The following is a 22,293-nucleotide window of genomic DNA, read 5'->3' as shown; positions in this document are numbered from 1 at the left end:
CCCCGGGGGGCAGTTCGCGATATAAACACCCGATGGTTCTCAAAGTCAGCGTGTCCCCCGACCTGATCGACGGCAACGTCGACGAGGGGTACGGCAAGGTCGCCGACGCGTTCCGGGCCAATTTCTCCCGCGGCCGCGAGGTCGGCGCCGCCGTCGCCGTCTACCGCAACGGCGTCAAAGTGGTCGATCTGTGGGGCGGCTACCGCAACGGCATCACCAAGGAACCGTGGCGCCACGACACGATGGTCAACATGTTCTCGACGACGAAAGGCATTGCCTCCCTTGCGGTTGCCGTCGCTGCCTCCCGAGGGCTCCTCGACTACGACGCTAAGGTCACCAATTACTGGCCGGAGTTTGCGCAGGCGGGCAAGGCCGAGGTAACCGTGCGGCAGCTGCTGTCTCATCAAGCTGGGCTACCCGTGCTGGATGCACCGCTGCGGCTAGCCGACTTGGCCGATCCGGGAAAGCTGTCGGCGGTGCTGGCAGCACAGGCTCCGGTCTGGCCGCCGGGAACGCGGCACGGCTATCACGCCATCACCCTGGGCTGGTATGAGTCGGAATTGATCCGGCACGCCGATCCGGCGGGCCGATCGTTGGGCCGATTCTTCGCCGACGAAGTCGCCACTCCGCTTGGTCTGGACCTGCACATCGGATTGCCCGCCTCGGTGGACCGCGGCCTCGTCGCCCACTTGCACGGCTGGCGACGCTCCGAGGCACTGTTGCACCTCAATACGCTGCCGCCGCGAGTCGCGCTGGGCTTACTGAATCCCTTCGGCCTCACCAGCCGAGCCGCTATGCTGCCCCACGACGTCGACGCGATGCGCGACTACAACCGCGAAGACGTGCGCACCGTCGAGATACCGGCCGCCAACGGAATCGGCACCGCTCGCTCGGTTGCGAAAGCCTACGGTTGCGCGGCGACCGGCGGCGGCGAACTCGGTTTAGCCGCAACCGCTCTCGATGCGCTCACCCAGCCGGCGGTCACTCCCACCGGCGGGCTCCACGACAAGGTGCTGCATGTCGACTCGGTGTTCTCGTTGGGCTATTGCAAACCGGTGTCACACTTCTGCTTCGGCTCCTCCGACAAGGCGTTCGGCACGCCGGGGCTCGGCGGCTCGTTCGGGTTCGCCGACCCGGACACCGGTATCGGGTTCGGATATGTGATGAACCGGTTGGGTTTTCACCTGTGGAGCGATCCGCGGGAAATTACGCTGCGCCAGACGCTGTTTCGTGACGTGCTGGGCGCTCGGCCGCAGACTTAGCAGCGGCGAGCGTGCGCAAAACCGGTGCTGCGTGCGGCGTGTCGACCGGGGACACGCACGCTCGCGCCAGAGAGCGCGCCAGAGGCGCGCGTCAGAGCTCGGTGACCGAACCGCCCGCGGCGGTGATCTTCTCCCGGGCGCTGCCGCTGAACTTGTGGGCGGTGACGTCGGCCTTGACCGTCAGCTTGCCGTCGCCGAGCACCTTCACCAGTGAGTTCTTGCGCACCGCGCCCTTGGCAACCAGCTCGTCGACACCGACTGAACCGCCTTGCGGGAACAGCCGATTGATGTCGCCGACATTGACGACCTCGTATTCGGTGCGGTACCGGTTACGGAAACCCTTCAACTTGGGCAGCCGCATGTGGATCGGCATCTGCCCACCCTCGAAGGTCACCGGCACGTTCTTGCGGGCCTTGGTGCCCTTGGTGCCGCGGCCGGCAGTCTTGCCTTTGGATCCCTCACCCCGACCGACGCGGGTACGTTTGGTCTTCGACCCGGGCGCGGGCCGCAGGTCGTGAAGTTTGATCGTCACTTGTTCGCCTCCGCAGGTTCTACCTCGACGAGGTGGCGCACCACCGCGATCAGCCCGCGAGTCTGAGCATTGTCTTCGCGGACGACCGAATGGCGAATTCGCCGCAGCCCCAGGGTACGCAGGCTTTCCCGCTGCTTCCAGCGAGCACCGATGGTGCTGCGCACCTGGGTGATTTTCACGTCTGCCATGGCTATGCCGTTCCCTCACGCGCTGCATTCGTTGCCAGCGCTTCGCTTTCCCGTCGCGCCTTCAACATGCGGGCCGGTGCGACGTCCTCGATCGGCAGCCCGCGCCGAGCGGCCACTTCCTCGGGCCGTTGCAGCAGCTTGAGCGCTGCCACCGTCGCGTGCACCACGTTGATCGCGTTGTCGCTGCCCAGCGACTTGGCCAGAATGTCGCGCACGCCGGCACATTCGAGCACCGCACGCGCGGCACCGCCGGCGATCACTCCGGTACCGGAGCTGGCCGGGCGCAACATCACCACACCGGCCGCCGCCTCACCCTGCACCGGGTGGGTGATGGTGCCACCGATCAGCGGCACCCGGAAGAAGCCCTTGCGCGCCTCTTCGACGCCCTTGGCGATTGCGGCCGGCACCTCCTTGGCCTTGCCGTAGCCGACACCGACCATCCCGTTGCCGTCGCCGACGATGACCAATGCGGTGAAGCTGAAGCGGCGTCCGCCCTTGACCACCTTCGAGACGCGGTTGATGGTGACGACCCGCTCCAGGTAATTGCTATCGCGGTCGCGGCCACGGCCCCCGCCGCGGTCGTCGCGCCGTCCCCGGCTCTCGCGCCCTTCGCCGCGCCCCTCACCGCGAGTCGCGCCGCCGGTGTCCGGAGCGGCGGCCCCTGCAGTCGGCTGCTCCGTCATGATGCGGTCCCTCCATTGTGTGTCATCAGAACTTCAACCCGCTCTCGCGCGCGGCGTCGGCCAGCGCAGCGATCCGCCCACCGTAGGTGTAGCCACCCCGGTCGAACACCACGGTGTCAATTCCGGCTGCTTTGGCCCGCTCTGCGATCAACTGGCCGACCCGCACACTGTGGGCCTTCTTGTCGCCGTCGACTCCGCGCACATCGGCCTCGATCGATGAAGCGGCCGCCAGCGTGGTCCCGTTGAGGTCATTGACCAGTTGCACATGGATATGCCGCGACGACCGATGCACCACCAGGCGCGGACGCTCCGCGGTGCCCGAGATCTTCTTGCGCAGCCGCGCATGCCGGCGCAGCCGGGCTGCGCGACGAGCAGCGGACACGCTCTGCCCCACCGGCTTCCGCGCGGCGGTACCAGCTTGCGTTTGTGCCATGACTACTTACCTGTCTTTCCGACCTTGCGGCGGATCTGCTCGCCTTCGTAACGCACGCCCTTGCCCTTGTAGGGGTCGGGACGGCGCAACCGGCGGATATTCGCCGAGATCTGGCCGACCTTCTGCTTGTCGATCCCGGAGATGGAGAACTTCGTCGGCGTCTCCACCGCGAACGTGATGCCTTCCGGCGCCTCGATCACCACGGGGTGGCTGTATCCGAGCGCGAATTCCAGGGTGGTGCCCTTGAGCTGCACCCGATAACCAACGCCGAAGATCTCCATCTTCGTGGTGTAGCCCTGCGTCACACCGGTGACCAGGTTGGACACCAGGGTGCGGTTCAGACCGTGCAGGGAACGGTTGCGCCGCTCGTCATCGGGGCGGGTCACCACGATCGCGCCGTCGTCGTCTCGCGCGACGCGCAGCGGGTCGGACACCTTGAGTTCCAGGGCGCCCTTGGGGCCCTTGACCGACACGTTCTGACCGTCGATCGCCACGTCGACACCGGCGGGAACCGGAATCGGCTGCTTACCAATACGCGACATCTCTACGTCTCCCTCACCACACGTACGCGAGGACTTCGCCGCCCACGCCCTGTCTGGCTGCCTGACGGTCGGTGAGCAGGCCCGAGGAGGTCGAGATGATCGCCACACCCAGGCCGCCCAGCACCCGCGGCAGGTTGGTTGATTTCGCGTAGACGCGCAGGCCCGGCTTGGACACCCGCCGTAGACCGGCGATGCTGCGCTCGCGGCTCGGCCCGTACTTCAGCTGCACGACAAGCGCTTTGCCGACTCGAGCGTCTTCGATGTGATAGTCGCTGATGTAGCCTTCGCGTTTGAGGATCTCGGCGATGTTGGCCTTGATCTTCGAGTGCGGCAGACTCACCTCGTCGTGGTACGCCGAATTGGCGTTGCGCAGACGTGTCAAAAAGTCTGCGATCGGATCCGTCATCGTCATGACTGAGGTGTCACCTTTCTCGCGGTGGTTCCCATGCCGGGCCTACCGCGCTTCACCAACTGCTCTTCTGCACGCCGGGCAACTCGCCGGCATGCGCCATCTCGCGTAGGCAGATTCGGCACAGCCCGAACTTGCGGTACACCGCACGCGGACGGCCGCACTTGCTGCAGCGGGTGTAGGCGCGCACCGCGAACCGCGGCTTGCGCTGGGCCTTGTTGACAAGTGCCTTCTTCGCCATCTGTTCAGTTCTCCTTGAACGGAAAGCCGAGGGCCCGCAACAGCGCTCGTCCTTCGTCGTCGGTCGTCGCCGAGGTGACGACGGTGATGTCCATGCCACGTGTCCGGTCAATCGAGTCCACGTCGATCTCGTGGAACACCGACTGCTCGTTCAGCCCGAACGTGTAGTTGCCCCCACCGTCGAACTGCTTGGGCGACAGGCCGCGGAAGTCGCGGATACGTGGCAGCGCAATCGAGGTGAGCCGGTCGAGGAACTCCCACATCCGGTCGCCGCGCAGCGTGACCCGGGCGCCGATCGGCATGCCCTCACGCAGCTTGAACTGTGCGATCGACTTGCGGGCCCGCCGAATCTCGGGCCGCTGCCCGGTGATCAGCGCCAAGTCGTTGACCGCGCCGTTGATCAGCTTGGCGTCACGCGCGGCGTCGCCGACGCCCATGTTGACGACGACCTTGACCACGGTCGGGATCTGCATGACGTTGACGTAGCCGAACTGTTGGTTGAGCGCGTCCCGGATCTCTTCCCGGTAGCGCATCTTCAGCCGCGGCTGAACCTTTTCTGCAGTCGTCATCTCTAGATGTCCTTGCCGTTGCGCTTGGAGATGCGGACCTTCTTGCCGGTTTCCTCGTCGACCCGGTAGCCCACCCGGGTGGGCTTACCGTCGGAATCGACGACCATCACGTTGGAGACGTGGATCGGAGCTTCCTGCGTGACGATGCCACCCGACTGCGCGCCGCGTTGATTGGTCGAGATCGGGGTGTGCTTCTTGATTCGGTTGACGCCTTCGACGAGCACCTTGTTGCGCGTCGGGTAAGACTGCAACACCTTGCCTTTGGCGCCTTTGTCCTTACCGGAGACGACCAGGACGGTGTCGCCTTTGTGGACCTTCATTTACAACACCTCCGGGGCCAGCGACACGATCTTCATGAAGCGCTTCTCACGCAGTTCCCGCCCCACCGGGCCGAAGATGCGGGTTCCACGCGGGTCGTTGTCGGGCTTGATGATGACCGCCGCGTTCTCGTCGAACTTGATGTAGCTGCCGTCGGCGCGGCGCCGTTCCTTGACGGTGCGCACCACGACGGCCTTCACGATCTCGCCGCGCTTGACGTTGCCGCCGGGGATGGCGTCTTTGACGGTCGCCACGATGACATCACCGATGCCGGCGTACCGCCGTGACGAGCCGCCGAGCACGCGGATGCACAAGATCTCCTTGGCGCCGGTGTTGTCGGCCACCTTCAACCGCGATTCCTGCTGAATCACTAGATCTCCTCGGCCCTGGTTAACGTGTGCACGGCAGACAGTGCCGTCGAGGCCTGACGTGCGTGGTCTTCATCACCGAAGGGCACGCGGGGCCGACTCGCGCCGGCCGAGGTCTGCCCACGGCAACCCCTAGAGTCTAGGCGACGACCAGCTCAGCGCCAAATTCGTACCCCTTTGCCGCGAACGCGCGTGTCCCCGGCCGACACGCCGCACTGAGCGCCGGGAACACGCACGCTCGCCGCTAACCCACGTCCGCCACGCAGCGAAACCCGATATGGCTGGTCGCGGTGTCCTGCGACTGAGGTGACCGCGCCGCCGGCCGGTACCGATGGCAGTACTGCGGCGCGCACAGGTGCGAGCCGCCTTTGAGCGTCTGGCTGACCGTCGGATCAGCAGCTTCCGACGGCATACAGCAGGCCTTGGCCGGCTGATCCAGCCGGTGATGCGCCGAGAACTCGGTGGTCGTCCACTCCCAGACATTGCCGATCATGTCGAGCAGGCCGACGCCGTTGGGCGCAAAAATCCCCACCGGCGAGGTTCCGGTCCAGCCGAGAGCGCCGTCGTTACGGTACGGGAAGATGCCCTGCCAGGTGTTGGCCATCAACTGCCCGCCAGGCCTCTCCTCGTCCCCCCACGAGTAAGTGCCCGTGGACCCGCCGCGGGCGGCGTACTCCCACTCGGCTTCGGTCGGCAACCGCCGCCCGGCCCAGCGCGCGTAGGCCGCGGCGTCGGGATAGGCGATCTGCACGACCGGGTGGTCGGGCTTATCGCCGACGTCAGAACTCGGGCCGAACGGCTGCCGCCAACTCGCGCCCGGCACCCAGTGCCACCACTGCCGCCAGTCGCGCAGATCGACCGGACCCGGCGTCGAACGGAACACCAGTCCGCCGGGCTGCAGGTCCGCTGGATCGACGCCGGGATAAAGCGTTGGATCGATCGGCTGCTCGGCAACTGTCACATAGCCGGTCGCAGCGACGAATTCGGCGAACTGGGCATTGGTCACCGGATGGCACTCCACCGCCAAGGCGCCCACCGTGGCGGTGTGAATCGGCGCCTCTTCGGGATAGAAGCTCGTCGATCCCATCCGGAACGAGCCGCCGGGTAAGTCAACCAGGTCGGTCAGCATGCCAGTCAATCACGCGAAAATGCCAGTGCCAGGGTCTTTTCCAGGTCTTCGTAGGGCGTGCCCGAGATGTCCACGGTGACGTGTGTGATGGTGCCTCCGGTGAAGGTGAATGGCGCCTTGTAGCGGCTGGACACCGCCGAACCGCTGTTGCGCCCGACGCTGACCGTGGCGCCGGCCAACCCGAACGTTCCCGGCTGGGTCGTCATCTCCGACAACGTGGCGACGGCCTGATCGTCGATGTAGAGCGCGGCTTCGCCCAGCGGTGTATGGCTGTTGGGCACGGTGCCCGACCGCGTGTAGCGGACCCCGAAAAGGTGCCGGCCCAACGGAACTGCGCCCGCCGACGACATCAACTGGTGCCGCTCGCCGAGGAAGTTGTAGACGTAGTGCAGTCGCCCGTCCTGAATGAACAGCACATGGCCGCCATGCGCCCCACCCTGCTTGAACAACACCCCTTCGGCGCCGGTGGTGTCCACGGTCACGTCGGCCACTACCGAGAACGACTGCCCACGTAGCTCGACGGCGGCCCCGATACCCACCTCGGCGGCATTCGGGTAATAGGTGAAGCTGGAACGGTCGGCGGCCAGATGGGGCCGCCACCGCGACATCGTTTCGAAGATGTTCAAATCAGCCAGCGGCAGCCCGTTGTATTTGTCGGCCTCGGAATACCACAGCGCTTTGAGTTCCTCCAGCTTCTGCGGATGGTCGCCGGCGAGGTCATGGCACTGGCTGCGGTCATCGGCGATGTGGAACAACTCCCACCGGTCGGCATCGAAATGTGACCAGCCGGCCGGGGTGGCGGCATGTACGGTGTTGGCGAACCAGCCGTCGTGCCAGATTCCTCGAGTGCCCAGCATCGTGTAGAACTGGGTGTTCTTGCCGGTGTCTGCCGCCGGATCCTCCAGGGCCGCTGCGAAACTCACACCGTCTAGTGACCGTTGTGGAATTCCCTTCACGACCTCCGGCGGGGTGATGCCCAGCAGCTCGTACACGGTCGGGGTGATGTCGCAGACGTTGATGTAGTTGTCGCGCACCTCACCGTGGGCGGCAATTCCGCTGGGCCACGAAATGATTGCGCTGTCGGCGATGCCGCCCTCATGTGAGGCGTAGCGCTTGAACAGCTTGTAGGGCGTATTGAAGGCCATCGCCCACCCGATAGGGTAATGGTTGTAGGTCTCCGGCCCGCCGAGACGATCGAGAAATTTCAAGCTCTCTTCGACAGTGTCGATGTAGCCGTTGAAAAACTTCGACTCGTTGACCGATCCGTTCGGCCCGCCTTCGCCGCTGGCACCGTTGTCACAGATCACCACGACGATGGTGTTCTCCAACTGCCCGGATTCTTCGAGATAATCCAGAATCCGCCCGATCTGGTCATCGGTGTAGGACAGGAAGCCGGCGAAGACCTCGGCCATCCGGGCGAACAGCTTCTTCTCGTCGGCGCCCAGCGATTCCCAGGGGCGCACTGTGTCCTGCAACGGCCACGGCTCACCGGACGGCCCCGTCACGTCCAAGTACGGATTGAGCGGCGAAAGCTCGGTATCGGGTGGGACGATGCCCATCGACTTCTGGTTCTTCAACACCATCTCGCGGTATTGCTCGTAGCCCATGTCAAAGCGACCGGCGTATCTGTCGGCCCATTCTTTGAACACGTGGTGCGGCGCATGGCCGGCACCGGGGCACACATAACTGAACCACGGTTTGTCCGGCGCAATCACTTTGGCGTCGCGGATGAATTCGATTGTCTTGTCGGCGATGTCCTTCGACAGGTGGTAACCGTCCTCCGGGGCGCCGGGCGGAGCCACCGGGTGGTTGTCGTAAACGAGGTCGGGATACCACTGGTCGGTCTCCCCGCCCAGGAACCCGTAAAACCGTTCGAAGCCGCGAGACAGCGGCCAATGCCGCTTGGTTGACGCCAGGTTGGATTCCTCCAGCGGCGTCAGATGCCATTTGCCGACGCAGTAGGTGTTGTAGCCGCGTTCGGCGAGCACTTCGGACAGCAGCGCGGTGTCGGCGGGGATGCGCCCGTTGCAGTTGGGGAACCCGTCGGTGAATTCCTCGATGGTGGCCATGCCGACCGTGGTGGCGTTGCGACCGGTCAGCAACGCCGCTCGGGTCGGCGAGCACAGCGCCGTGGTGTGAAACTGCGACAGTCGCACGCCGCGGTCGGCGATGCGGGTCATGTTCGGCATGTCGACCAGTCCGCCGAAGCAGTCCCAGGTGGCGATGCCGACGTCGTCCCACACCAGATACAGGATGTTCGGGGCGTTCTCCGGTGCGGTCGGAGCGGCGAACGGCCCCCAATCCGGCTCCGAGTCACGAATATCCAGTTCGATTTTGCCGTTGAACTCGGTCACCATCGCTGCGACTATACCCTCGCAAGCAGCCGCAAAAGCCCCCATTCCGCAGTGGAATTGGGGGCTTCTGCGTGTGGTGGCGCTAAGCTACTTGGCCTTCTCCAGGATGTCCACCAGCCGCCAGCGCTTGGTTGCCGAAAGCGGACGCGTCTCCATCAGCGAGACCCGGTCGCCGATACCGGCAATACCGTTCTCGTCGTGCGCCTTGACCTTCGTGGTGGTGCGGATGATCTTGCCGTAGAGCGGGTGGCGCACCCGGTCCTCCAGCTCGACCACGATAGTCTTCTGCATCTTGTCGCTCACCACGTAACCGATGCGGGTCTTCCGCCTGCCCCGAGGCTTCGGAGTGCGCGGAGTGTGCTTGGGGCCCTTCTCCTTCTGGGCCGCATCGGTGGATGCGGCACTTTTCGGAGCGGACTTAGCAGCCTTCTTCGGCGCAGCCTTGACGCCGGTTTTCGCCTCTGCCATTACGATTCCTCACCATCCGGCCCGGAAGCCAGGCCGAGTTCACGTTCGCGGAGCACGGTGTAGACGCGCGCGATTTCCTGACGCACCGTGCGGAGTCGACGGTTGTTGTTGAGTTGGCCGGTCGCCATCTGGAAGCGCAGGTTGAACAGCTCTTCCTTGGATTCGCGCAGCCGCTCGATCAACTCTTCCTCGGTGAGCTCGCGCAGTTCGCCAGCGGAAACTCCCACTGCCATCAGAACTGCTCCTCTCGGGTGACGATGCGTGCCTTGATCGGCAACTTGTGAATTGCCCGGGTAAGCGCGGCCCGGGCGATCGACTCGTTCGGGTAGCTGAGCTCGAAGAGCACCCGGCCCGGCTTGACGTTGGCGATCCACCATTCCGGCGAACCCTTACCCGAACCCATTCGGGTCTCGGCGGGCTTCTTGGTCAACGGCCGGTCCGGGAAGATGTTGATCCACACCTTGCCGCCACGCTTGATGTGCCGGTTGATGGCGATACGAGCGGACTCGATCTGCCGGTTGGTGACGTAGGCGTGCTCAAGGGCCTGGATGCCGTAGTCGCCGAAGCTCACCGTGGTGCCGCCGCTGGCAATGCCACGCTGACGGGGATGATGTTGCTTTCGGTGCTTGACTTTACGGGGAATCAACATGATTCAGCTCTCCGTGCTCTGCGTTTCGGCGGTCGGCTCCGCAGTGACGGCAGCCGGCGCAGCGACTTCTTCGGCACCCGAGGCGGCGCGTCCGGCATCGGTGCTGGTGGCCGTCGTGCCGGCGGCACCGCTGCGGCGCGGACGGGTGCCCGACGGCCGCTCGCGACGCGGGCGATCGGCGCCACCCGTGGGAGCGGCCAGCTCCCGTTTCCCACCGACGATGTCGCCCTTGTAAATCCACACCTTGACGCCGATGCGGCCGAAGGTGGTCTTGGCTTCGTACAAGCCGTAGTCGATGTCGGCGCGCAGGGTGTGCAGCGGAACTCGACCTTCGCGGTAGAACTCCGAGCGGCTCATCTCGGCGCCGCCGAGACGACCGGAGCACTGCACCCGAATGCCTTTGACGTTGGGCTGACGCATGGCCGACTGGATGGCCTTGCGCATGGCGCGGCGGAACGCAACGCGGTTGCTCAGCTGTTCGGCGACGCCCTGTGCCACCAATTGTGCTTGGGACTCAGGGTTTTTCACCTCGAGGATGTTGAGCTGGACTTGCTTGGCGGTCAGCTTCTCCAGGTCCGCTCGGATGCGGTCGGCTTCGGTGCCGCGGCGGCCGATGACGATCCCCGGGCGGGCGGTGTGGATGTCCACCCGGACCCGGTCACGGGTGCGCTCGATCTCCACGTCGGCGATCCCGGCGCGCTCCAGCCCGGTGGAGAGCAGGCGGCGGATCGCCACGTCTTCCTTGACGTAGTCGGCGTACTGCTTGTCGGCGTACCAGCGTGACTTCCAGTCGGTGGTGATACCCAGCCGGAAGCCGTGCGGATTGATCTTCTGGCCCACTACTGCGAGCCTCCCTTCGCTTCGGAAGTCTCAGAAGTCTTCTTGGAGGTTTCCGTGGACTTCTTGGCCGGCGCCTTCTTGGCGGATGCCTTTTTCGCGGGCGCCTTGTCGGCGGGTGCCTTCTTGGCCGGTGCCTGCTTGGCCGGCGCCTTCTTGGCGGCTGCCTTGCTGGCCTGCGCGCGGCGCGCCCGCGCTGACTGCGATTGTTCGCCCTTCACCGGCCGGCTCTCCACCACCACGGTGATGTGACTGGTACGACGACGGATCCGGAAGGCACGGCCCTGAGCGCGCGGACGGATCCGCTTGGCGGTTGGGCCGTCGTCGGCGAAGACGCTGGCCACCACCAGAGTTGACGGATCCAGCCCATTGTTGTTCTGGGCGTTGGCCGCCGCACTGGCGATGACCTTGGCCACCGGCGCGCTGGCCGCCTGCGGCGCCCACCTCAGGATGTCGAGTGCCTCGGACACGGACTTGCCGCGCACCAGGTTGATCACCCGTCGCGCTTTGGTCGGTGAGACGCGCACGAAGCGCGCCTTGGCGACCGCAGAAGGAAACTCGGTAGTGGTGCTGGTCATCGCCGCTTGGCTTTCCGGTCGTCTTTGATGTGTCCCTTGAAGGTGCGCGTCGGTGCGAACTCGCCGAGTTTGTGACCCACCATCGCCTCGGTGACGAACACCGGCACATGCTTACGTCCGTCGTGGACGGCGAACGTGTGGCCGATGAAGTCCGGGATGATAGTCGACCGCCGCGACCAGGTCTTGATGACCTGCTTGGTGTTCTTCTCGTTCTGCACGTCGACTTTCTTGAGCAGGTGGTCGTCGACGAACGGACCCTTCTTCAGGCTGCGTGGCATCGGCTACTCCTAGCGGTGCTTCTTGCCGGTGCGCCGGCGTCGGACGATGAGCTTGTCACTGGGCTTGTGCGGCTTGCGGGTACGTCCCTCGGGCTTGCCCCACGGGCTGACCGGGTGACGCCCACCGGACGTCTTACCCTCACCGCCGCCGTGCGGGTGGTCGACGGGGTTCATCACCACGCCGCGGACCGACGGGCGCTTGCCCTTCCAGCGCATCCGGCCGGCCTTACCCCAGTTGATGTTTGCCTGTTCGGCGTTACCCACCTCGCCGACGGTGGCGCGGCAGCGCACGTCGACGCGGCGGATCTCACCGCTGGGCATCCGCAGCGACGCGTAGGTGCCCTCTTTACCGAGCAACTGGATGCTCGATCCTGCCGAGCGGGCCAGTTTGGCACCCCCACCCGGGCGCAGCTCCACGGCGTGGATCAGCGTACCGGCCGGAATGTTGCGCAGCGGAAGGTTATTGCCCGGCTTGATGTCGGCATTGGCGCCCGACTCCACCACATCGCCCTGCGAGAGTCCCTGCGGTGCAATGATGTAACGCTTCTCACCGTCGAGATAATGCAGCAAGGCAATCCGGGCGGTGCGGTTCGGGTCGTACTCGATGTGGGCGACCTTCGCGTTGACGCCGTCCTTGTCGTTGCGGCGAAAGTCGATCACCCGGTAGGCACGTTTGTGCCCGCCGCCCTTGTGGCGGGTGGTGATCCGGCCGTGCGCGTTGCGTCCGCCGCGACCGTGCAGCGGACGCACCAACGACTTCTCCGGTGTCGAACGAGTGATCTCGGAGAAATCGGACACGCTGGCACCGCGACGACCCGGAGTCGTCGGCTTGTACTTGCGAATTCCCATGTCTGTTAAGTCTCTCTATCCTCGACTACGCCGGTGCCCCGAATAGGTCGATCGGCTTGCTGCCCGGCACCAGCGTGACGATGGCGCGCTTGGTGTCCTTACGTTTGCCGTATCCGGTCCGGGTGCGCTTGCGCTTACCCTGCCGGTTCGCGGTGTTCACCGCAGCGACCTTGACCGAGAAGATCTTCTCGATCGCGATCTTGATTTGCGTCTTGTTCGAATCGGGGTGCACCAGAAATGTGTAGACGTTGTCGTCGATCAGCCCGTAGGACTTCTCCGAGATGACCGGCGCCAAGATGATGTCGCGGGGATCAGTGACAGTCGCCATCAGGCCGTAACCTCCTCGGCAGTGTTGGCCGCGATGTAGGCGTTGAGTGCCTCCACGGAAAACACCACGTCGTCGGCGCGCAACACGTCGTAGGTGTTGAGCTGGTCGGGTGCCAGCACGTGCACACCCGGCAGGTTGCGCACGCTCTTGGCACCGGTCTCGTCGGTGCGTCCGATCACCAGCAGCACCTGCTTGCGATCGGTCACCGTGGCCAGAAAAGCCTTGGCGCTCTTGGTCGACGGCGTCTGCCCCGACACCAGCTCACTGATCGCGTGGATGCGGTCGTTGCGCGCCCGGTCGGACAACGCGCCGCGCAGCGCGGCCACGATCATCTTCTTCGGGGTGCGCTGGCTGTAGTCGCGCGGCTTGGGGCCGTGCACGACGCCACCGCCGGTGAACTGCGGAGCCCGTGTCGAGCCCTGGCGGGCCCGCCCGGTGCCCTTCTGCCGGTACGGCTTACGACCACCACCGCGTACTTCACCGCGCGTCTTGGTCGAATGCGTACCCTGCCGCGCCGCCGCCCGCTGGGCGGTGACTACCTGGTGCATCAACGCGATATTTGCCGGCGCATCGAACAGCTCAGCGGGCAACTCGACGGAGCCGCTGTTCTTGCCGTCCGGGGTCTTGACGTCAATCTTGATGCCAGCCATTACTTCTCACCTCGTTTGATCGCGCTGCGGACGACAACCAGTCCACCGTTGCGGCCAGGGACCGCACCTTTGATCAGCAGCACGCCATTCTCGGCATCGACCTTGTGCACCAACAGGTTCTGCGTGGTCACCCGGTCGTTACCCATCCGCCCGGCCATCCGGGTGCCCTTGAACACCCGCGCCGGCGTAGCGCAGCCACCGATGGAACCCGGCCGGCGGTGCACGGCCTGAGCGCCGTGGCTGGCGCCCTGCCCGCTGAAACCGTGCCGCTTCATGGTCCCGGCAAAGCCTTTGCCTTTGGAGGTGCCGGTCACGTCGACGTAGCTGCCTGCGGAAAAGATTTCGGCGGTCAACTCCTGGCCGACCTGGTATTCCGCTGTCGCGTCGGCGTCGTCGAGCCGCAACTCGGCCAGGTGCCGACGCGGGTTGACCCCGGCGGCAGCGTACTGACCGGTCAGCGGCTTGTTGACCTTCCGAGGACTGATTTCGCCGTAGGCCAACTGCACTGCGCTGTAGCCGTCAAGCTCCGGTGTGCGGATTCGAGTCACCACGTTGGGTCCGGCTTTGACCACCGTCACCGGAACAACCCGGTTGTTGTCGTCGAACACCTGCGTCATGCCCAGCTTGGTGCCCAGAATGCCTCTTCTCGCCATTGCTCTGGATCTCCTACTGGATGTTGACGTCGACACTGGCCGGCAGATCGATACGCATCAAGGCGTCAACGGTCTTCGGCGTCGGATCGAGGATGTCGATCAACCGCTTGTGCGTGCGCATTTCGAAGTGCTCCCGCGAGTCCTTGTACTTGTGCGGAGAGCGAATGACGCAATACACGTTCTTCTCGGTCGGCAGCGGCACCGGACCCACCACGCTGGCGCCGGTCCGGACGACCGTCTCGACGATTTTGCGCGCCGAGGCGTCAATGGCCTCGTGGTCGTAGGCCTTGAGCCTGATGCGGATCTTCTGTCCCGCCACGCTTCTCCTACCTCACTCTCCAATGTCCGGACCCGGTGTCCCGCAGCGCGTCGATCGATCTGGATCGATCTGGCGTCGCGCCGGATGTTGCGCCGCTGTTTACCTGTCGTGGTCCACCGGCCCCCGCGGTCGGGTGTGTCGCCCGCACGCAGCCTGGTCCGCGGCCGAAATTGGTCGCGTTCCGAGGATGGGACCGGACGCGCCCGTCTGGGCGCCGGTCGTATGCCCGGCCAGGCGCGAACCCGGCCCAAGGCAACCTGAACAGTATGCCCCAGATCGTGGCAGCGGCCAAATTGCGGCGGCCAGGTGGTCGCACGGGGTAGTCAGCGAGGCCATGGGCTGCGGCGCCCGTTCCTTACTCCAGAGTAAGATATGTCGGCATGACCGGTCCGACCAGCACTTATACCGCGTGGAAACGGCTGTCCGGGCGTCCGGGCGGAACCCGGTTGTTCTCTGCGGCCGCAATGACGCGGGTCCCGTACTTCGTCTCGGTGCTGCCGCATGTAATGCGGATGGAGCCGGGGCTGGCCGAGGTGCGGGTGCCCAAGTGGTTCTTCGTCTACAACCACCTGCACACCGTGCACGCGATTGCGTGCTGCAACGCCGCCGAGGTCGCGATGGGGATGCTGATGGAAGCCACCGTGCCGCGCAGCCATCGCTGGATCCCGAAGTCGATGAGTGTGCAGTACCTGGAGAAGGCCACGACGTCGCTGCGGGCGGTGGCCCGGCTGGACCCGCCGGATTTCGGACAGATCACCGACGGTGTCGAGGTCGCGGTGCCAGTCAGCATCACCGACCGCACCGGCGTCGAGGTCGTGCACGCCGACATCACCACCTGGGTGACACCCGCGCGCTGATGCCGCCTACTGCACTGGGCGGGCTCACGACCTGCCCTTCAGCGTCGCCCAAAACGCGCATTGGTGGTCTTCCTCGAAGGTGGTGGTGACCCTGCTGCCGTCGGGACGCAACGACATCCACGGAGCGTGATCGCCACTTAGCTTGGGCCACTCGGGTTGACCGGTGGCCTCGGGCGCGCCAGCGCTCACGAATTGGCTCCAGTAGGCGATCATCTGGTCCGACAGCGCGTGTTGAGCGGGATTCAGCGGTGGGGCGCCGCCGACGTTGAACAGGTAGCGCAGCTCTAGCGAGTGGCTGGCACCGACCGGAAAAGGCGCGTGCCGCAACGAATCCGGCGCCGGCGCGTGCGGATCGTCGAACTCGTAGGCATAGACCGGTGCGTTGCGGCTCAACGCGACCGCCATCCGGTCGGCGACACATGAGAAGACGCCGTCGGTGACCGCTGCGGAGTAGGCAAGCGAGACGTCCCCGCCATAGCGCTCCGGTGGATAGTGCGCCAGCACTCCCCGACCGTCGGCGCCGAAGATGTCTGTCAACACATTGGGGTACTCGGCGCTGGTGACACCGTGCTTCCTGCGCGCGTACCGCAGCGCGGCGAACATCGTGAATTCGTCGTGATTGACGCCGATCAACACCGGGACCCGGGCGGCCCGGCCGCCGCCGACCGCCGCGATCGGACCGACCGGCAGCACCCCGGTGCCGACGACCGGCCCGCTCAACGCGTTGGCGTCGCCGATGTGGGTGTACCAGGGCGGTCGGGTCAGTGCCGTCGCGGGCAGCGCTCCCAGGCACTGCGCGGCGGCGGCCGGATCGGGGCAGCCCACCGACGCCGCGTAATCCAGGCTGATGCGTTGGGCGGTCGCCAGGTCGGCCTGTGCCTGACACGGTGCGCTCTGGATGATCGCCGCGCGGAACAGGCCCGCCGACCCTGGTGCGGCCAGATGGTCGCACACCGACATGCCGCCCGCGGACTCGCCGGCGATGGTCACCTTGGCCGGATCGCCGCCAAAGGCCGCGATGTTGTCTCGGACCCAACGCAACGCGGCCTGCTGATCGGCCAGACCGTAAGTGCCCACGTCGGCGGGGGCGCCCAGCGACGGGTGGGCGAGGAATCCGAGTGCCCCCAGCCGGTAGTTGAGCGTGACGACGAGAATGTGGCCCTTGGCGGCCAACCACCGCGCGTTGTAGATGTCGCCGCTACCGTTGACGAAGCCGCCCCCGTGGATCCACACCATCACCGGGCGCTTGTCGGCTCGACCCGCTGTGGGTGTCCACACGTTGAGGGTCAGGCAGTTCTCGCTGGTCTTTCCCGAGCGGGTCTCCTGAGTGCATTGCGGCCCGGGTTTGGTGGCGTTCAGTGCTCCCGGCCAGCGCGCCGCTGGCCGCGGCGGCTGCCACCGCAGCGCACCGACCGGCGGTGCTGCATATGGAATGCCTTGGAATAGGCGGTAATCCGCAGCGACGAGGCCGCGCATCGATCCCACCGGGGTGCGCACAATGGCAGCATCCAGCGGTCCGGCATAAGCGGGCGGTGACCGGTGCGGCACCGCACTACCGCCGTGGCCGCAGCCGGCCACAACGATCACCGCCGCCAGCAGCGCAACGCATGCGCGGCCACGGCGAAGCAATCGGATCGACACAAGGGTTCAGCCTACGGATCTCTCGAAACCGCTCCCGCGAATTTTGGGATGACGGACACTGAAAAAATTCTGGATCTTGTTGCCTGGCTGCTTTTCGGGCCGCTTGCGGCCTGCGTGGCCGCCCGCGCGCACCCGTCGAGAAATCACGCCAGCAGGTGAGGAAGCCGATGAGCACACCGATCATTGACGAGGCCGCCAAGGTCTTCGCCGACCCGACCTCCTACGCCGACGAGCCGAGGCTGCATGCGGCGCTGACCCATCTGCGCTCCCATGCGCCGGTGTCGCTGGTCGACTGCGCGCCGTACCGGCCGTTCTGGGCGATCACCAAACACGTCGACATCATGGACATCGAGCGGGACAACAACCTCTGGGTCAACGAGCCGCGCCCGTTGCTGGCGACCGCCGAGCAGGACGACTTTGCGCGCGCGCAACTGGACTCCGGGATGGGGCTGCGCACGCTGATCCACATGGACGACCCGCAACATCGGGTGGTGCGGGCGATCGGCGCCGACTGGTTCCGCCCCAAGGCGATGCGCGCGCTCAAGGTCCGCGTCGACGAACTGGCCAAAATCTACGTCGACAAGATGATGGCCGCGGGAACCGAATGCGACTTTGTGCAAGAGGTTGCCGTCAACTACCCGCTGTACGTCATCATGTCGCTGCTGGGCTTGCCGGAATCGGATTTCCCGCGCATGCTCAAGCTCACCCAGGAACTCTTCGGCGGCGACGACGAGGAGTTCAAGCGCGGCAACACCCCTGAAGAACAGCTCCAAATCCTGCTGGACTTCTTCGGTTACTTCAACGCCATCACCGGGTCACGCCGCGCGCAACCGACCGAGGACCTGGCCTCGGCGATCGCCAACGCCCGCGTCGACGGGCAACCGCTCTCCGATCTCGACACCGCGTCCTACTACGTGATCATCGCTACTGCCGGCCACGACACCACCAGCGCGACGATTGCCGGCGGCTTGCAGGCGCTGATCGAGAATCCCGATCAACGCCGGCGGCTGACCGACAACCTGGATTTGATGCCGTTGGCCACCGAGGAAATGATCCGCTGGGTGACTCCGGTCAAGGAGTTCATGCGCACGGCCACCGCGGACACCAGCGTGCGCGGGATCCCGATCGCTGAAGGCGAATCGGTGTATCTGTCCTATGTCTCCGCCAACCGGGACGAGGAAGTTTTTGACGATCCGTTCCGCTTCGACGTCGGCCGCGACCCGAACAAGCACCTGGCATTCGGTTATGGCGTGCACTTCTGCCTGGGTGCCGCGCTGGCGCGCATGGAGGTGAACAGCTTCTTCACCGAATTGCTGCCTCGGCTGAAATCCATTGAGCTGAACGGAAACCCGGAGCTGATCGCGACGGTTTTCGTCGGCGGGCTCAAGCACCTGCCGATTCGGTACTCGCTGCGCTGATCGGCGTTTGCTGCGTGCGCTGCACATACAGGAAACCGTCGACGGCGGCTCGGGCGCATTCCCGGTAGTCGAAATCCGGCAACGTCGACAGCCGGCCCAATGCCAACGGGCCGATCAGCAGGGCGATCGCACGGGACCGGTCGATGTCGCCCAACTCCGCAGCCTCCGGGCTATCGAAAATCGCGTCGAACGGGGCTGCATACTGCACAGCGATGTGTTCGCGCAGCGTGTTGATTGCAGCACTGTCGGCGGCATGAGTGCCCCGGGCTTCTGGCATCTGCTCCAAGTCGCGCCCCAGCGCCAGCCACGACATCGCGGTCAGCATGCCGGGCGCCTCGGCGATCGATTGACCGAAGCCCAGCACCACCGCGATGAGCCGGTCACGCAGGCTGCCGTCTTCCGAAGGCATGGGCGCCGGCGGGATCAAACTATTGAAAGCTGCTGCCAGCAAATCGTTTCCGCTGGGGAAGTGGCGGTACAGCGTGGCTCGGGCTACGTTGGCGCCCCGAGTGACCGCGTCGACGGTCACCGCGCTGGGCCCTCCCGAGCGCAGTAGCGCGGTAGCGGCCTCGAGCAACCGGGCCCGGGATCGCGCCGGCCGGGGATCGGTACTGCTGCCGGTGATGAGTACCACCTCCGTTTAAAACCGAGACTATCGGTCTACCTACGAGACTGTTAGTCTCAAAAATACCTTTGCCACCGAAAGGGGGCACCCGCTGTGGCCGAAACCCTCGTCCGGCCTGACCAGCGTACTGATGCCGGCACCGCGCTCGGGTCCAATCGCGCACGAATCTGGACGGTCGTGGTGGCCTGCATGGGCGTGTCGCTCGTGATTGCCTCGATGGTCGCGTTGAACACCGCGCTGGGCGACATTGCGGTGGCAACCTCGGCCACACAGTCCCAATTGACCTGGGTGGTCGACGGTTACACCGTCGTGCTGGCCTGCCTGCTGCTGCCCGCCGGGGCGATCGGCGACCGCTATGGCCGGCGCGGCGCGCTGCTGATCGGCCTGGCGATTTTCGCGATCGCCTCGGTGGCGGCGGGGGTGTTCAGCAGTCCCTTGCAGATCATTGTGGCCAGGGGCGTGGCCGGCGCCGGTGCCGCATTCATCATGCCTGCCACGCTGTCGCTGTTGACCGCCGCGTATCGGCAGGACGAACGCATGAAGGCGGTCGGCATCTGGGCGGGCGTTGCCGGCTGTGGCGGGGTAATCGGGATGCTCGGGTCGGGGGCGCTGCTGTACTTCTGGCCGTGGGAGTCGATTTTCTGGGCCTTCGCCGGTGGCGCCGCGCTGATCTTCGTGCTGGCCTGCACGGTGTCGTCTTCGCGCGACGATGAGGCGACCCCGCTGGACTGGGTGGGGGCGGTGCTGATCGGTGGCGCCGTCGCGGTTTTCGTCTTCGGCGTGGTTGAGGCGCCCGCGCGAGGGTGGAGTAACCCCCTGGTCTACGGGCCCCTGGGGGTGGGCGTGCTGCTGGCCGCGCTGTTCGGATTCGTCGAGCTGCGACGCCGCCATCCGCTGCTGGATGTCCGGTTGTTCCGCCGACCGGATTTTGCCACCGGTTCGGCCACCATCACGGTCTTCTTCGTGGCGATGTTCGGGTTCTTCTTCGTCATGATGCAGTTCGTCCAATTGGTGATGGGGTACAGCCCGATGGGCACGGCCATCGCCTTCAGCCCGCTGATGCTGCCCATGCTGACGTTCTCGGTCCTGTCCCAGTGGTATCTGCCTCGATTGGGGCTCCGGCTGGTGATTTTCGTCGGTCTGCTGCTGATCTCGGCCGGCTTCTGGTGGATGCGCGCACTCGAGGTGAATTCGCCGTACTGGGACATGATGTGGCCGCTGCTGGTGGTCAGTACGGGGATCGGCCTATGCACGGCCCCAACGACTTCGGCGATCATGGCGGCAGTGCCGGACGAGAAGCAGGGCGTTGCCTCGGCGGTCAACGACACCACCCGCGAGGTCGGTGCGGCGCTCGGGATCGCGCTGGCCGGATCCATCCTGGCGGCTCGATACGCCCACGTCATCACACCGCACCTGGCAGGGTTTCCCGAGCCGTTGCGCGCACCGGCCTCCCATTCGCTGGCGCAGGCGTTGGAGATCTCCGAAAGGCTTGGGCCGCAAGGCGCTCAGCTCGCTGCCCTGAGCCGCACCGCATTCCTGGAGGCCACGCAGTCCTCGTTTTTGGTGCTCGGGGTGATCATCGCTGTCGCCGCCCTGCTCATTGCCGCCTGGGCGCCGGGCCGGGACGGACAGCAGTTGCGTTTGGTCCGGCGAATGGTGTCCCGCCAGAGCAACTCACCTGACGAACTCTGCGGCCCGGTGGCCGACCATGACGATGCTGGCATGCGGGCCGCGGCTGGTGACCGTCGGTAGCACCGACCCGTCGATCACCCATAGCCCCTCGATACCGAGTACCCGGCACTGCGGGTCGACGACGGCTCGCGGATCACCGTCGGCGCCCATTGGGGCGCTGCCGCACAGGTGTTGCGACGTCGACCAGGCCGGCGGATCGACCGACGTTGCCGCCCCGGCCAATTCGCGGGCCAGCTCGGCGCCTCGCTGTAGGGTGGCGATGTCATCGGGCTCCGTGTCGTAGCGGTGCTCGATTCGCGGCGGCACTGCCGGATCACCGGACACCAGCGTGATCCGCCCGCGGGAGCGCGGCTGCATGAGAGCAACACCGATGTGCGGCCAGTCCGGATGGCCCGCAGTACCATCACCGACCATCGCGACGAAACCTCCTGTGTACGGACGTATTTCGAGGTTGTCCGACGTGCTCAACACAACTTCCAGCACTGGCCGGCGGGTCGCGATCGGCCAGTTCGTCGGCATCACCCATTCCGGATGGTCGCTGCAGGCCATTCCGACCGGTAGCGGCACCACTATGTCAACCCCGGCACCGCGCAACATGTCCTCGTCGCCGACACCGGATAGCATGAGTAGATGCGCCGACTCGATCGCACCGGCGCACAGCACAATTCGATCAGCGGTCAACGTCATCGCCCCACCGGGGCCGCTCGCATCGACACCCAGTGCGCGGGAACCTGCGAAACGCAATCGCATGACGCGTGTCTGCGCCAGCAGGGCCAGGTTGGGCCGCTGCAGTGCAGGCGCCAAATACGCTGTGCCCGAACCATTGCGAATGCCGTCGACGATGTTGAGCGGGACAGCACCCACGCCGGTCGGCATCTCGTGGCCGGCGTCGTTCAAGTCGGGGAGCCAGTCAACGCCGGCTTGCTGCGCCGCAGACATGAAAGCTGCAGTGCTGCCGATGGTTTCGGTCGTCCGGCGCACTCGGATCGGACCTCGGTCGCCGTGTGCAGGTCCACCGAAATCCAAGTCCGTCTCGATGGCCCGAAAATGGTCGAGCACGTCTGACCACGCCCACCCGGGAAGCCGGTAGCCGTCGAAGTCACGGGGCAGTCCGCGGCAGAAATAACCGCCGTTGACCGCGCCCGAACCGCCGATGGTCGCGCCGCGCATGATGAGCATGCGCCGGGGTGGGTGCTCGGTCAGCTGCGTCTGATAACGCAACACCAGCGGGCTGGCCGCGCCGATCGGCAGCTGCAGGCCGTTGGCGGTCTGTGCCAGCAGCTGCGGATCGGTGAGACCGAGGCCGGCCTCCAGCACCGTCACCGCACACTCCGGGTCGGCGGAAAGCCGCTCAGCGACAACTGATCCAGCGCTTCCCGCGCCGATGATCAGCACATCACTGTGCAGGGCGGCCGCGCTCAACT

The 22,293-nt window shown here is 65.6% G+C and carries 30 protein-coding genes; 4 read left to right on the top strand and 26 right to left on the bottom strand.

The window, feature by feature from the left end; genetic code table 11:
- Positions 1-32 precede the first annotated feature (32 nt).
- Positions 33-1,262 (top strand): serine hydrolase domain-containing protein, encoded by a 1,230-nt coding sequence (locus AC5Y42_RS03155; RefSeq protein WP_499895663.1) that lies wholly within the window; start codon positions 33-35, stop codon positions 1,260-1,262.
- Between the two features lie 91 nt (positions 1,263-1,353).
- Here the strand turns inward: AC5Y42_RS03155 and rplO are convergent, their stop codons facing one another.
- From rplO to rpsJ, 23 genes are all read right to left on the bottom strand, one after another.
- The gene (rplO, locus tag AC5Y42_RS03150) at positions 1,354-1,794 is read right to left on the bottom strand and encodes a 50S ribosomal protein L15 (protein ID WP_499895662.1); all 441 of its coding nucleotides are present in this window, start codon (positions 1,792-1,794) and stop codon (positions 1,354-1,356) included.
- The gene (rpmD, locus tag AC5Y42_RS03145; protein ID WP_499895661.1) at positions 1,791-1,982 is read right to left on the bottom strand and encodes a 50S ribosomal protein L30; all 192 of its coding nucleotides are present in this window, start codon (positions 1,980-1,982) and stop codon (positions 1,791-1,793) included. The genes rplO and rpmD overlap by 4 nt, the downstream gene beginning before the upstream one ends.
- A gap of 2 nt (positions 1,983-1,984) precedes the next feature.
- A complete protein-coding gene (rpsE, locus tag AC5Y42_RS03140) occupies positions 1,985-2,665 on the bottom strand; it encodes a 30S ribosomal protein S5 (protein WP_499895659.1) in 681 nt (226 codons plus the stop codon).
- A 25-nt stretch (positions 2,666-2,690) separates the two neighbouring features.
- Entirely contained in the window at positions 2,691-3,059 is a 369-nt protein-coding gene (gene rplR / locus AC5Y42_RS03135; RefSeq protein ID WP_197495356.1) for a 50S ribosomal protein L18, read from the bottom strand.
- 41 nt (positions 3,060-3,100) lie between these two features.
- On the bottom strand, positions 3,101-3,640 hold the full coding sequence (gene rplF, locus AC5Y42_RS03130) for a 50S ribosomal protein L6 (protein ID WP_499895658.1): 540 nt from the start codon (positions 3,638-3,640) through the stop codon (positions 3,101-3,103).
- 13 nt (positions 3,641-3,653) lie between these two features.
- Positions 3,654-4,052 (bottom strand): 30S ribosomal protein S8, encoded by a 399-nt coding sequence (gene rpsH / locus AC5Y42_RS03125; RefSeq protein ID WP_499888314.1) that lies wholly within the window; start codon positions 4,050-4,052, stop codon positions 3,654-3,656.
- Positions 4,053-4,104: 52 nt separating this feature from the next.
- Positions 4,105-4,290 (bottom strand): type Z 30S ribosomal protein S14, encoded by a 186-nt coding sequence (locus AC5Y42_RS03120; RefSeq protein WP_065015691.1) that lies wholly within the window; start codon positions 4,288-4,290, stop codon positions 4,105-4,107.
- Between the two features lie 4 nt (positions 4,291-4,294).
- Positions 4,295-4,858, bottom strand: a complete 564-nt coding sequence (gene rplE, locus AC5Y42_RS03115; RefSeq protein WP_499895656.1) for a 50S ribosomal protein L5 — start codon at positions 4,856-4,858, stop codon at positions 4,295-4,297.
- A 2-nt stretch (positions 4,859-4,860) separates the two neighbouring features.
- Positions 4,861-5,178, bottom strand: a complete 318-nt coding sequence (gene rplX / locus AC5Y42_RS03110; protein ID WP_499895655.1) for a 50S ribosomal protein L24 — start codon at positions 5,176-5,178, stop codon at positions 4,861-4,863.
- Positions 5,179-5,547 carry a 50S ribosomal protein L14 gene (gene rplN, locus AC5Y42_RS03105; RefSeq protein ID WP_499888321.1) on the bottom strand — a complete coding sequence of 123 codons (369 nt, stop codon included), beginning with the start codon at positions 5,545-5,547 and terminating at the stop codon, positions 5,179-5,181.
- A 241-nt stretch (positions 5,548-5,788) separates the two neighbouring features.
- A complete protein-coding gene (locus AC5Y42_RS03100) occupies positions 5,789-6,673 on the bottom strand; it encodes a formylglycine-generating enzyme family protein (RefSeq protein ID WP_499895858.1) in 885 nt (294 codons plus the stop codon).
- Positions 6,674-6,678: 5 nt separating this feature from the next.
- Positions 6,679-9,072: an arylsulfatase gene (locus AC5Y42_RS03095; RefSeq protein WP_499895653.1), complete on the bottom strand. Its 2,394-nt coding sequence runs from the start codon at positions 9,070-9,072 to the stop codon at positions 6,679-6,681.
- Between the two features lie 42 nt (positions 9,073-9,114).
- On the bottom strand, positions 9,115-9,495 hold the full coding sequence (rpsQ, locus tag AC5Y42_RS03090; protein WP_499895652.1) for a 30S ribosomal protein S17: 381 nt from the start codon (positions 9,493-9,495) through the stop codon (positions 9,115-9,117).
- On the bottom strand, positions 9,495-9,728 hold the full coding sequence (rpmC, locus tag AC5Y42_RS03085) for a 50S ribosomal protein L29 (protein ID WP_499895650.1): 234 nt from the start codon (positions 9,726-9,728) through the stop codon (positions 9,495-9,497). The genes rpsQ and rpmC overlap by 1 nt, the downstream gene beginning before the upstream one ends.
- Positions 9,728-10,144 carry a 50S ribosomal protein L16 gene (gene rplP / locus AC5Y42_RS03080; protein ID WP_499895648.1) on the bottom strand — a complete coding sequence of 139 codons (417 nt, stop codon included), beginning with the start codon at positions 10,142-10,144 and terminating at the stop codon, positions 9,728-9,730. The genes rpmC and rplP overlap by 1 nt, the downstream gene beginning before the upstream one ends.
- A 3-nt stretch (positions 10,145-10,147) precedes the next feature.
- Positions 10,148-10,984 (bottom strand): 30S ribosomal protein S3, encoded by an 837-nt coding sequence (gene rpsC / locus AC5Y42_RS03075; RefSeq protein ID WP_499895646.1) that lies wholly within the window; start codon positions 10,982-10,984, stop codon positions 10,148-10,150.
- Entirely contained in the window at positions 10,984-11,559 is a 576-nt protein-coding gene (gene rplV, locus AC5Y42_RS03070; protein WP_499895644.1) for a 50S ribosomal protein L22, read from the bottom strand. Before rplV ends, rpsC begins: the two co-directional genes overlap by 1 nt.
- Positions 11,556-11,837, bottom strand: a complete 282-nt coding sequence (gene rpsS, locus AC5Y42_RS03065) for a 30S ribosomal protein S19 (protein WP_010908582.1) — start codon at positions 11,835-11,837, stop codon at positions 11,556-11,558. Before rpsS ends, rplV begins: the two co-directional genes overlap by 4 nt.
- Before the next feature lie 9 nt (positions 11,838-11,846).
- Positions 11,847-12,686 (bottom strand): 50S ribosomal protein L2, encoded by an 840-nt coding sequence (gene rplB / locus AC5Y42_RS03060; protein ID WP_499888337.1) that lies wholly within the window; start codon positions 12,684-12,686, stop codon positions 11,847-11,849.
- 25 nt (positions 12,687-12,711) lie between these two features.
- A complete protein-coding gene (rplW, locus tag AC5Y42_RS03055; RefSeq protein WP_499888340.1) occupies positions 12,712-13,014 on the bottom strand; it encodes a 50S ribosomal protein L23 in 303 nt (100 codons plus the stop codon).
- The gene (gene rplD / locus AC5Y42_RS03050; RefSeq protein ID WP_499895643.1) at positions 13,014-13,664 is read right to left on the bottom strand and encodes a 50S ribosomal protein L4; all 651 of its coding nucleotides are present in this window, start codon (positions 13,662-13,664) and stop codon (positions 13,014-13,016) included. Before rplD ends, rplW begins: the two co-directional genes overlap by 1 nt.
- Positions 13,664-14,317 (bottom strand): 50S ribosomal protein L3, encoded by a 654-nt coding sequence (gene rplC / locus AC5Y42_RS03045; RefSeq protein WP_499895642.1) that lies wholly within the window; start codon positions 14,315-14,317, stop codon positions 13,664-13,666. Before rplC ends, rplD begins: the two co-directional genes overlap by 1 nt.
- Before the next feature lie 13 nt (positions 14,318-14,330).
- Positions 14,331-14,636 carry a 30S ribosomal protein S10 gene (rpsJ, locus tag AC5Y42_RS03040; protein ID WP_003873519.1) on the bottom strand — a complete coding sequence of 102 codons (306 nt, stop codon included), beginning with the start codon at positions 14,634-14,636 and terminating at the stop codon, positions 14,331-14,333.
- Positions 14,637-15,016: 380 nt separating this feature from the next.
- Between rpsJ and AC5Y42_RS03035 the strand changes: the two genes are divergently transcribed.
- Entirely contained in the window at positions 15,017-15,493 is a 477-nt protein-coding gene (locus AC5Y42_RS03035) for a hotdog fold domain-containing protein (protein WP_499895640.1), read from the top strand.
- 24 nt (positions 15,494-15,517) lie between these two features.
- Here the strand turns inward: AC5Y42_RS03035 and AC5Y42_RS03030 are convergent, their stop codons facing one another.
- The gene (locus AC5Y42_RS03030; RefSeq protein ID WP_499895638.1) at positions 15,518-17,134 is read right to left on the bottom strand and encodes a carboxylesterase/lipase family protein; all 1,617 of its coding nucleotides are present in this window, start codon (positions 17,132-17,134) and stop codon (positions 15,518-15,520) included.
- A gap of 167 nt (positions 17,135-17,301) precedes the next feature.
- Here AC5Y42_RS03030 and AC5Y42_RS03025 point away from each other — a divergent pair, with 167 nt between their 5' ends.
- Positions 17,302-18,552: a cytochrome P450 gene (locus tag AC5Y42_RS03025; RefSeq protein ID WP_499895636.1), complete on the top strand. Its 1,251-nt coding sequence runs from the start codon at positions 17,302-17,304 to the stop codon at positions 18,550-18,552.
- On the opposite strand, the gene AC5Y42_RS03020 is transcribed toward AC5Y42_RS03025, so the two are convergent.
- A complete protein-coding gene (locus tag AC5Y42_RS03020) occupies positions 18,518-19,186 on the bottom strand; it encodes a TetR/AcrR family transcriptional regulator (RefSeq protein ID WP_499895634.1) in 669 nt (222 codons plus the stop codon). The genes AC5Y42_RS03025 and AC5Y42_RS03020 overlap by 35 nt on opposite strands.
- An 84-nt stretch (positions 19,187-19,270) precedes the next feature.
- On the opposite strand from AC5Y42_RS03020, the gene AC5Y42_RS03015 reads away from it, so the two are divergent.
- Positions 19,271-20,929, top strand: coding sequence for an MFS transporter (locus tag AC5Y42_RS03015; protein ID WP_499895633.1), 1,659 nt, complete (start codon positions 19,271-19,273; stop codon positions 20,927-20,929).
- Here the strand turns inward: AC5Y42_RS03015 and mftG are convergent.
- Entirely contained in the window at positions 20,852-22,291 is a 1,440-nt protein-coding gene (mftG, locus tag AC5Y42_RS03010; protein ID WP_499895631.1) for a mycofactocin dehydrogenase MftG, read from the bottom strand. The two genes, AC5Y42_RS03015 and mftG, sit on opposite strands and share 78 nt — an antisense overlap.
- Positions 22,292-22,293 lie beyond the last annotated feature (2 nt).

It is taken from the genome of Mycobacterium sp. NGS48, assembly GCF_059812585.1.
Note: the sequence above shows the minus strand (reverse complement) of the source record. Positions and strands in the feature narration are given on the sequence as shown.